The sequence below is a fragment of the Candidatus Hydrogenedentota bacterium genome, assembly GCA_018005585.1.
Taxonomy (GTDB): domain Bacteria; phylum Hydrogenedentota; class Hydrogenedentia; order Hydrogenedentales; family JAGMZX01; genus JAGMZX01.
Genome location: JAGMZX010000187.1, coordinates 1 through 9,672, shown reverse-complemented (window position 1 = coordinate 9,672; position 9,672 = coordinate 1). Strand labels below are relative to the sequence as shown.

6 protein-coding genes are annotated in these 9,672 nt (G+C 66.0%); 1 reads left to right on the top strand and 5 read right to left on the bottom strand.

Features of this window, described 5'->3' with window-relative positions; translation table 11 throughout:
* From KA184_21405 to KA184_21385, 5 genes are all read right to left on the bottom strand, one after another.
* On the bottom strand, positions 1-678 hold a 678-nt coding region (locus KA184_21405), incomplete at its 3' end, for a hypothetical protein (protein ID MBP8132144.1).
* 14 nt (positions 679-692) lie between these two features.
* The gene (locus KA184_21400; GenBank protein MBP8132143.1) at positions 693-3,152 is read right to left on the bottom strand and encodes an alpha-galactosidase; all 2,460 of its coding nucleotides are present in this window, start codon (positions 3,150-3,152) and stop codon (positions 693-695) included.
* 18 nt (positions 3,153-3,170) lie between these two features.
* A complete protein-coding gene (locus tag KA184_21395) occupies positions 3,171-4,895 on the bottom strand; it encodes an exo-alpha-sialidase (GenBank protein ID MBP8132142.1) in 1,725 nt (574 codons plus the stop codon).
* Between the two features lie 87 nt (positions 4,896-4,982).
* On the bottom strand, positions 4,983-5,351 hold the full coding sequence (locus KA184_21390; GenBank protein ID MBP8132141.1) for a nitrous oxide-stimulated promoter family protein: 369 nt from the start codon (positions 5,349-5,351) through the stop codon (positions 4,983-4,985).
* Positions 5,352-5,377: 26 nt separating this feature from the next.
* The gene (locus KA184_21385) at positions 5,378-8,149 is read right to left on the bottom strand and encodes a hypothetical protein (protein MBP8132140.1); all 2,772 of its coding nucleotides are present in this window, start codon (positions 8,147-8,149) and stop codon (positions 5,378-5,380) included.
* A gap of 297 nt (positions 8,150-8,446) precedes the next feature.
* Between KA184_21385 and KA184_21380 the strand changes: the two genes are divergently transcribed.
* A partial coding sequence (locus KA184_21380; GenBank protein MBP8132139.1) for a Gfo/Idh/MocA family oxidoreductase occupies positions 8,447-9,672 on the top strand: 1,226 nt, incomplete at its 3' end.

The window sequence follows — 9,672 nt, the reverse complement described above, 5'->3', positions numbered from 1 at the left end:
GTAGATGCCTTCCTTGAGGAAGTAGTGGCCGAAGTTGAGCGACACGAGCGTGGACAGCTTGTTGCCGAGTTCGTCGCCCATGCGCTCGAAATGGCGCTGGAAATTCAGGTACGCGTCGAAGCGGTTGCCCGAGATGCCCGACATTTGCGAAGCGTAACCGCCGATGTAGCGGCCGTCCTGCTCGCCGTTATCCATGCCGAGCCAGCGTTCGCCGAGTTTGGATTCGAGCATCTCGAAAACAGCGGGATCGGGATGAAACTGCTGCCAGTAACCGCCGGGGCCACTGCCGGGCACGTATCCCCAGATGTCGAAGAGGTAGAGGCCGCGCCGCTCGATCTCGTCCGCGAGATCGCCGAGATTCTTCGCGAAGATGATTGGATACGCCGGCCAGATGACGTTCCCGAGTTCATAGACCTTTGTATACTTCTCAATTTCCTCAACGTAGCCCACGATCTGATCGTTTTCAACGCCGAAGCCGCGCAGCGCCGCGAACTGGGTCACATTGCCGAAAGCCTCCCACGACGGCGGCTGCACGTGGCGGCGGTCATAATCCGGGTGCTCGCGCGGCTCGAGCAGGTGCGTGTAGACGCGGTGGCCGGCCTGCGCCGTCGCCGCGCCGCACAGGACCGCGGCACACGCCGCAAGCACACAAGTTCGCACGAAGTTCGCGGTCGGCATTTCAGTCCTTTCTTCTACCGGGTTTCCCGGACCCGCTCGTAGAGGTGCAGGCCCGCGCCGGGACGCGTGGGAATCCTGATTTCCAGTCCGGCCTGCATCAGTTCGGCGCCGGTCGACTCCATTTCGCCGCCGTCCAGGTTTGTGACCCGGTAACGCGCGTCCGGCTCGAGGCCGAACAGCGGGAACTGCGCCTGCACGTACGGGCTTTCGGCGCGGCGGAATGCCTGCACCAGGCCATCGCCCGCTTCCGGGCGATTGAACTGCCACCCGATCCAGACGCCCTCGTCGCGGCTGTACGGCGTCAGCGGATAGTAATCGCCCCAGAAACAGGGGGCGGCGCGTTGCCACTCCGCGGCGAGCCTGCGCAGCAGGTCCCAGTCCAGGTCCGTGCGCCGTGCGTCGCAGCTCAAGGTAGTGTCGAGCCCGAGAATGCTGCGGAAGCTGTAAGCGTCGAAATCGATGATGCCCGTGCCCCAATAGGGGACCCACGACGCCAGACCGTACGTGTGGCACTGCTGCCCCGCCGAGTCGAAGAGGTAGTCGCTGCGCAGGAGCGGCACGGCCCGGCGCAGCGTTTCGAGGTCGTTGCGGTGGCCGCCGCTCGCGCACGAATCGATCATGAGGTGCGGATGCCGCCGCACGAGTTCGTCCCACAGCGCGAGATAGCCCTCGATGTGCCGGATTTCCGTGACGCCCTGCCGGTCCGGCGCGTCATTTGCGCGCCAGTACGGCAGCGGGTCCATATTGAAGTCCTGTCGGTAGAAATCGACGCCCTCGCTCGCGATCAGGCCGTCGAGACGGTCCACGGCCCAGCGCCACGCGTCCGGATTTCCGAGGTTGAGCAGGCCGCCGTCCTTGCCGCCGAGCACCCAGTCCGGGTGCTGCTCCGCGAGCCACGACCCGGCAGTAACGCGTTCCGGCTCGAACCACAGGATCAGCTTGAGCCCGCGCGCGTGCGCGTGGTCGGCCACGGCGCGGACGCCGCGCGGGAACCGCGCGTGGTCGACCTCCCAAGTGCCGGTGCTGGTCCAATCGCCCTTGTTGACGTACCAGCCGGCGTCCATCCACCAGTGCGTGATTGGGATCCGCTCCTCGGCGAAGCGGTCGATGTAGCGGAACTCGTCCGCCTCGTTGCAGAGCAGGCCCGGGAACTGGTTGCCGCTGACGGCGGGCATCTGCGGCGGCGGCAGTTCGCCGTTGCGCCGGGGTACGTTATGCGCGGCCATCCAGCGCCGCCAGAGATTCTGCGCGCGCACGGCGTCTCCCTTCCAGAACAGCAGCGCGATAAGCGGCGCGCGCACCTCTTCGCCGGGCAGCAGCTTGAAATGGGTCGTTTCCTGTCCCGCGGCAATCCTGATTTGCCGGTCCGCGTCGCGTTCGAAGGAGGCCTTCCATTTCCCCGGCCAGCCGACAGCGAGAACAACGCCCTCCGCGCCGTATTGCAGATTGTAGTAAGGGAACTCTCCCGCGCAGGGCCGGCCGTGCGCGGGCGTGAACACGCGCTGCGCGCCCGGCTGCAGTTCCGTCGTCCGCGGTTCGTAATCCGTGCGGTTTACGCAGGTCCCGTTCCAGTGGCGCAACAGGAACTCGGCATAGGCGTCGCGCTCGAAACACGTATCGAGGGCCATGACATCGCTGATGACGGGCGACTCGGCCGCGCCCGTGTTCTTGAGATAGAGCGTCCATTCAACGACGGGGAATGCGTCATACGCGACGCAACACGCGCGCGCCTGCACGCCCGAGGCCGGGTCCGTGTATGTGATCACGTGCTCCGCGCGCCCGGCGTCCAACGCATGCTGTTCGCGCGAGACCTGCCATTTGCGAAGCAGTTCGGACGAGGACCGCCCGTCCATGCGGAACGAAAACCAGGGTTCCACTGTCAATGGCGCGCGCACCCGGTCACGCAGCGGCAGCACGCCCAACGGCAAGCGCGCGCCGTCCTCCAGCGTAACGAACGCCTCGGCCCAGTCCGTCTGGTCGCACGAAATGCCGTCGCCCCCGTCGGCGACCCGCAGTGTGAACGCCGTTGCGCCGCCCAAGTCCACGTTCACGGATTGCGGCGCATCGCCTTCATGCATGAGCGGCGAGGTCCACGTCGCGCGCCCGTCGACTTCGACCGAAAGGACCACGGCGCCGCGCCCCCCGCTCGTCTGGTCATTCGAATCCACGCCTGCGAGCGCTTCGAACCTCGCGCCCGGAGACGGCAGGCGCACGATAATCGCGCTTGGCGCGTGACAGTATAGGCCGGTGCGGCTTTCCCTGTCGCCGAGGCGCAGCGGCTTGCCGCCGCGCGCGTTCGGCTGGACGCTCCCGTGGTTCTCGATCACTTCGAGCCACGCCTCGGGCGCGGGCGTTTCGGAAACACCCTCGAACTTCGCCGCCGTCCATTGCCGCGCCTCCGCCAGTTCCGCGGGCGTTGGCGATACGCCCGCCACGAAGTCCAGCGCGAGACTTGCCAACAAAACACTCAACATGCTGTGTTCTCCCCCGGCTCATTTCAGATACGGCATCAAGGCATCCGCGATCAGTGCGTGCGCATAATCGTTCGGGTGTACGCCGTCGAGGAGCAGGCGGGCATACCCCGTTTCCCTCGCCTCTTCCCGAAGCAGGGCAAACACGTCCACGAGCGGCGCCTGCTTCTCCTGGGCGAGCCCGCGCACGGCATCGACGTAGCCGGTCAGCACCGCGTTATGGCCTTCCGGGTCAGTCACGTCGTATGGCGGCTTGCCGTAGAGTTCCCGCTGCTGCGGATTCCAGGCCAGAGGATTCGGCGTCATCAGGATTGGCACGGCCCCCGCCTGCTTTGCCGCGTCCACGAAATGGGCCAGATTCTCCGTGAACCGCGCCACGCTGACGCGCGGCTCCGTCGCGTCTTTCCACACGTCGATTGCCGCGTCGTTCAACCCGTAATAGATCACGACATAGTCCGGCTGGAACGCGAGCACGTCGCGTTCGTACCGGCCCCGGGCGGCGTCCGTGTTCTCGCCGCCAATGCCCATGTTCACGACATGCGCCGCCGCGCCGAGCCGCTCCGCGATCACCTGGCCGAAAATGCGCAACGGGCCGCGCGGCGCTGTCGTTGACTCGCCGAAAAGCACAATGGTCTTGACGGATTCCCCGTGCAGCAGCCAGCCCAGGCTGAATCGCGCGATGCGCACGTCGCGCCCGCCGCGCACGTCCTGCTGCCACGCGACGACGAACGCGCCGTCGGGCGCGCGTTCGCACGACGGATACGACGCCTGCCCGCCGGGCAGATACGGCGCGGCGATGTCGCGCGGCGCGGTCCAGGTCTGGCAACCGTCGAACGACACCGCGGCGCACAGGGGCAGCCGCTCGCGCGCATTGTCCCAGACCGCGAGCACGCCGGGCCCCTGCTCCGACTCGAAGGCGCACAGCGCGGCCGGCGCGTTCGTGCCCGCCAGCGGGCTGGGCTGCACGTCGCGCCACGACTGGCCCTCGTCATCGCTCCGCGCCTCATAGAGGCGCGTGCCGCCGGTGCGCATCAGCATGTATACCGAGCCGTCGGGCATTTCGGCCAGCGCGGGCTCGTCCGTGCCGCTGACCGCGCCGCCGGAGACCTTGTCGTATTCGGCGTGCGTATCGCCGCCGTTGGCCCAGGTAAGTCCGCCGTCCGTCGAGCGCATGACGCCCGCGCGCAGGTCCATCTGCCCCTCGCTCTCGTGAGCCTGGCCCTGCTCGCAAATCACGTCCCACGAATAGCCCATCAGCAGCGTGCCGGATTTCAGACGCAACCCGCGGTGACATTTGCCGCACGTGTACACGCGGTTCATCGGGATTTCGTACGGCTCGGACCAGGACCGGCCGTTGTCTTCGCTGCGCACACACCACGTGCGCGAGGAACGGATGCCCTCGCGGAAATTCGTGCGCGTGCACGTCACCAGCACGCGAGCGCCGTCCACGACGATGCTTGGGTCGGCGTCCACCTCGCCGGGCGCGTCAAGGAACACCCGCGGCTCGGACCAGGAACAGCCGCCGTCGGCGCTGAAGGCGCCCAGCACGGCAAAATCCGCGCCGTCCGCCGTGTTGCGGCTCCAGGTCAGCAGCATGCGCTCGTCGGAAAGCCGCGCCAGGCACGGCAGGCCATGACCAAACCCGTCCCCGTGCGCCGCCACGGTCCACTGGCTGTAGCAGGCCGCGCTGTCCGGCCCCGCATCGCCCGGAACCAGGATAAGAGCCGCAAATATCGCAAGGAGCATGACCGTTCTCCCGTGACAAACCGCAAACCCGCGCCCCGCGCCGTGATTGCGGCGGAGATGCATCCTCAACTTTGCCGGGTTGGATTGTCAATGCACGCGGCGGGTCTTGCGGCGGCGCTTGGGCGTTTCCGGTTTCTTCCGCAAGCCGTCGAGGTAGTGGAAGAGCGTCAGTACGGGGTGGCGAAACAGCATGCGCGGGCCCGCATAGCGCATGACGGCGCGCGTCTTCTCGCGCATCCCGGGCGTGTAGCAGTGAATCGGGCACTTCGCGCAGGTCGTCTTCCCCTCCTGGAACGGGCACTTGCCCAAACGGACCCGCGCATATTCGAGCAACTCCGCGCATTCCGCGCACAACGCGCCCGCCGCCAGCGCGTGATGCCCTCTGCAGTACATCCCGATCATGCAGCGGACCGTCTGGAACTCCCGGTTCATTCGTTTATGCTCGAATGCGGCCATGCCCGTGCCCGTCATGCAGCCGGCTCTCAGCTTTCCGCGCCAGGTTCGCGCATGGCGGGCGTCACGGTCTCCGGCGTTGCGGGCGCGGGCGACGGCGGCCGCGCTTCCCGGCCCGCGAACTGGAACCCGGTGAAGCCGCAGCGGCCCGGCGCCAGCACCGTGATCGATTCGCCGTTGAAAGACTCGAGGGCCTGCCCGGGTTTCATGCCCTTGCGGCCCACCCCCGCATGCGACCAGCCGTACTTGTTCCGTGCGTCAAACGCGCTGCCCAGCGTGCCCAGCGCATCCACGGCCTCCTGCGTCATGCCCTGGGACGTCTCGCCCGCACCCATGAACACGACCAGCCGGCCTTCCGGGATGGCGGCGATGTGCCCGGCCAGCTTTTTCGGGGCGTCGCCGTCGGTGTAGGCGTCAAATTGCGCCGTGCGCAGGAGCCGCCCGCCGTCATCGGAGAGCTCGAGGATGTTGTAACCGCGCGCATTCGAATACACCCACTGCCCGAGGATTTCGAGAATGCCGCCTTGCAGGCCTTTGCCGGTCGCCCCGCACGTCAGGTACAGGCACGCCGGGATATCCAGCGTATCCGCGTCCGAATAGCGTCCGTCTTCATATGGCCAGCGGAATTCGACGCTGTTCAGCCCCGGCCGCACCAGTTCCGGGTCGAACGCCACGCGGAACGTGCGGAAACCGGGGGGCACGTCGAGCTCCCGAACCGGGCGCCCGTTGACAAATGCGGCCATCCGCACCCCCTGCGCGCTTTCCGGCACGTAGGTCTCGAACGCCATGCCGACCGACTGCGGCGTATCGACCTTGAACAAGACCGACGCCATCGGCGACGCCGGCCAGAGCACGCCGCGCCCTTCACGCACCTCCGGGATGCGGTCCCACTGGCCCCAGCCGTGCGCGAAATATACGCTCCATTCGCCCCGCCCGACCATCGCCGCGCGCGGGCGCACGCCGCCAGGGCTGTTCCAGCCGAGCAAGTAAACCTTGCTGCGTTCGTCCTCGCCCACCAGCGTGTACGGAAGCGTCCCTTCGAACAATTTCAGCAGGTATGCGTCGCGCGGCCCGTTCTGGACGAAATAGCGGATGTTCAGGAACTCGAGGATGCGCCGCGTCATCTCCGGCGCGGCGGGCCGCGCCGCGTAGGCCTCAACGGCCTCTTGCGTGCCCCATTTCGTCGTCAATTCGCGCAATAACGGCGCCGTGGTCATGTACGCGTGAATTTCCGGCGCGATGCGGCCGACGTGCCCCGTGACGACCCGTTTGTGATGATACGCCTGGTGCTCGATCGCGATACGGTCGTTCAGCCGCCCATCAGCCACCGCGACATCCTCCGGGTCGTCGCGGACCGCATCGAACGCGCCCCAGTGCATCGGAGTGACCGGCAGCGGGACAGCCGCGTATTCGAGCAGGCACGCCGCGGCCATCGCGGCGGCGGCCGTATTGCGCAGCCAGGGCTTTCGCATGCGGCCCAGCAGCACGGCGGCCCCCGCCGCCGCTATCAGGCTGAACGGCAGCGTCGTCACCCCGTGGAACCGCTCCGGCCCGCGCGCGTTGTTGACCAGCGGCACATACGAGAAGAACGCATAGGGCAGCGTCAGCCGGAACGATTCGGGCTCCTGCCGCCAGTTGCCCCACGTGCCCCGGAACAGGTCGACTTCGCCGCCCACTTTCAGAAACGGGCCGAGCGACAAGACCGCCAGTATGAGCAGCGTCCATTTCCAGAAGCGGAACCGCGCATCGCGCCGGAACGCGAACAGGCCCAGCAACATCAAGAGGAGCGGCAGAAAGCCCAGAAAATTGCAGGACTCGCGGAAGAAGCTGAGCCGGGGCACAATCAGGTCGTAGACGGGCCGGAGCAGCGCCTCGCCCGGCGGGCTGACAAAGCTGAGCAGGTCCGCTGAAAGCTCGATGTTGCCCCGCTCCACGTAGTAGTTGTAGAGGGCGTTCGTGGACCGAAGCGAGAGCATGATCGGCAGCGTCAGCACCGCGGCCAGCCCGGCCGCCAGCCCCAACCCGAGCACCAGCCGCCGCGCAGTCAGAGGGTCGCGCCACGGCCGGAAGAAATACAGCCCGAAAAACGCCGTGATAATAATCAGCAGAATCGGGTACGTGAAATCCGTATACATGCAGCCGGTCATGCACAAGCCCGCGAGCGTCCCCCACAGGCGCCACCGCCGCGTATGCAGCAACGCCATCAGGCACAGGCCATAGGCCGCGGCCCAGTCTGTCGCCAGGAAATTGATGTGATGCTGCACCCGCCACATGCGGAACGGCGAAAACGCGAACAGCAGCGCCGCAATCCAGCACGCGCCGCGCGGAAGTCCCAGAAAGCGGCACAGCCAGTAGCACACCACGGCGCTCGTGAGAAAGCTCCACAGGCACGCGAAGTTGAACGCCGGGACCAAGCCGAGGGTCCACGTGATGGGCGCCGTCAGCAGCGCGAGAAAATAATGCGAGCCGTGGTACGCGAGCGACGAACCCAGCGGGTGAAACAGGCGGTCCGTCCAGTAAGGATTCGGAAACCAGGCATCCCCCTGCAACTGCGCCCACGACAGGTTCCACACCGCAATCGCGTTGTCCGTCTGATACGGAACGCCGATGATATGCGTGAAAAAACGCGGCAGCAACGGCCATGTCATGACAAAAAACAAGAACAATGCCACTGCCGCAACCGCCGCGCTCTCGCGCAACGCCTGCCGCCGCGTGAATACCGGCCCCGAAGGCGGCTGCTCCTCGCCTGAGCCCGTCAACAGGGGCGACAGCCAAGTAAAACGTCGCGTCTGATCCGCCATGCCCGTTCCTGCGCTCCTTCCACACGACCCCGTTGCGCCCATACGGTCCCGCCGCCTGCCACAAACCATTCCTGGGAATGCCGGCGCCCGAATCGCGCCGGCAAAGACTGTTCCGAATGACTGCCCTTCGGAGACCGGATTCAATATAGGCCAGACAAGAACGCAGTTCAAGGAATCGGACGGCCCCGGGAATCCCTTGGCCCATTCGCATCCGGTATTCTTGTTTTACGCCACATTTGTGTTATGCTGGCGTTTCTCCATTGCCAACCACCAAGTCGTACCAGGAGGAACCAGATAATGCGTGACGCACAGAAACCAGGAATGACCCGGCGGGATTTCGCCAAGGCCGGCGCGGCGGCCAGCTTCGCCATCCTCACAGCGCGGTCGGGGTTCGCGCAGTCCGCCACCGATACGATCCGCATCGGCCTGATCGGCTGCGGCGGGCGCGGCGGCGGCGCGGTGCTCAACTGCCTGATGGGCAACGACAACGTCTCGCTCGTGGCCATGGCGGACGTCTTCGAGGACCGGTTGACCGGCAAGCGCCAGGAAATGGAAAAGAACAAACATTCGAAGATACGCGGGAAGATCAACGTGACGGATGAGATGTGTTTCGTAGGACTGGACGCGTACCAGAAACTGCTCGCGACCGACGTGCACATGATCATCCATGCCACGCCGCCTTATGCCCGGCCGGCGCACATCGAAGCAGCCGTTGACGCGGGCAAGCACATTTTCACCGAAAAGCCGATTGCCGTGGACCCGGTTGGCGTGCGCCAGTTCATAAGCGCGGCGGAGAAGGCGAAAGAGAAGAGCCTGTCGTTCGTGTGCGGCACGCAGCGCCGTCACCAGCGCTCGTACGTCGAGACCGTCGCCAAGATCAAGGAAGGCGCCATCGGCAACGTTCTTGCGGCGCGCGTCTACTGGAACGGCGGGCTCCCGTTCTGCAATGACCGCCAGGAGGGCTGGAGCGACCTCGAGTACCGGCTGCGCAACTGGTACAACCAGGTATGGACCTGCGGCGACAACATCGTCGAGCAGCACATCCACAACCTCGACATCGTCAACTGGGTCATGGGCGGGCCGCCGGCGAAGGTCGTGGCCTCGGGCGGGCGCGCCTGGAAGCCCCTCGAAGAGAAGTACGGCGACCTGTGGGACCACTTCAATTGCGACTACGAGTACCCGAACGGCGTGCACATGTACAGCGCGAGCCGGCATTGGAACAACTCGAAGAACGACGTGTTCGAGGAAGTCACCGGCACAACGGGCAAGAGCAACTGCCACGACATGGGCAAGGACGACATGGACCCCTACGTCCAGGAGCACGTGGCGCTGCTCAACAGTATCACGAACGCCGGGCCGTACATCAACGACGGCGTCGAGTGCGCGCACAGCACGCTCACGGCGATCATGGGCCGCATGTCCGCCTTTACGGGTCAGGAAGTCACCTGGGAAGACGCCATGAAGTCCGACCTGTCGATCGTGCCCGCGGACCTGAGCTTCGACAAGGAGTATCCCATCGGGCC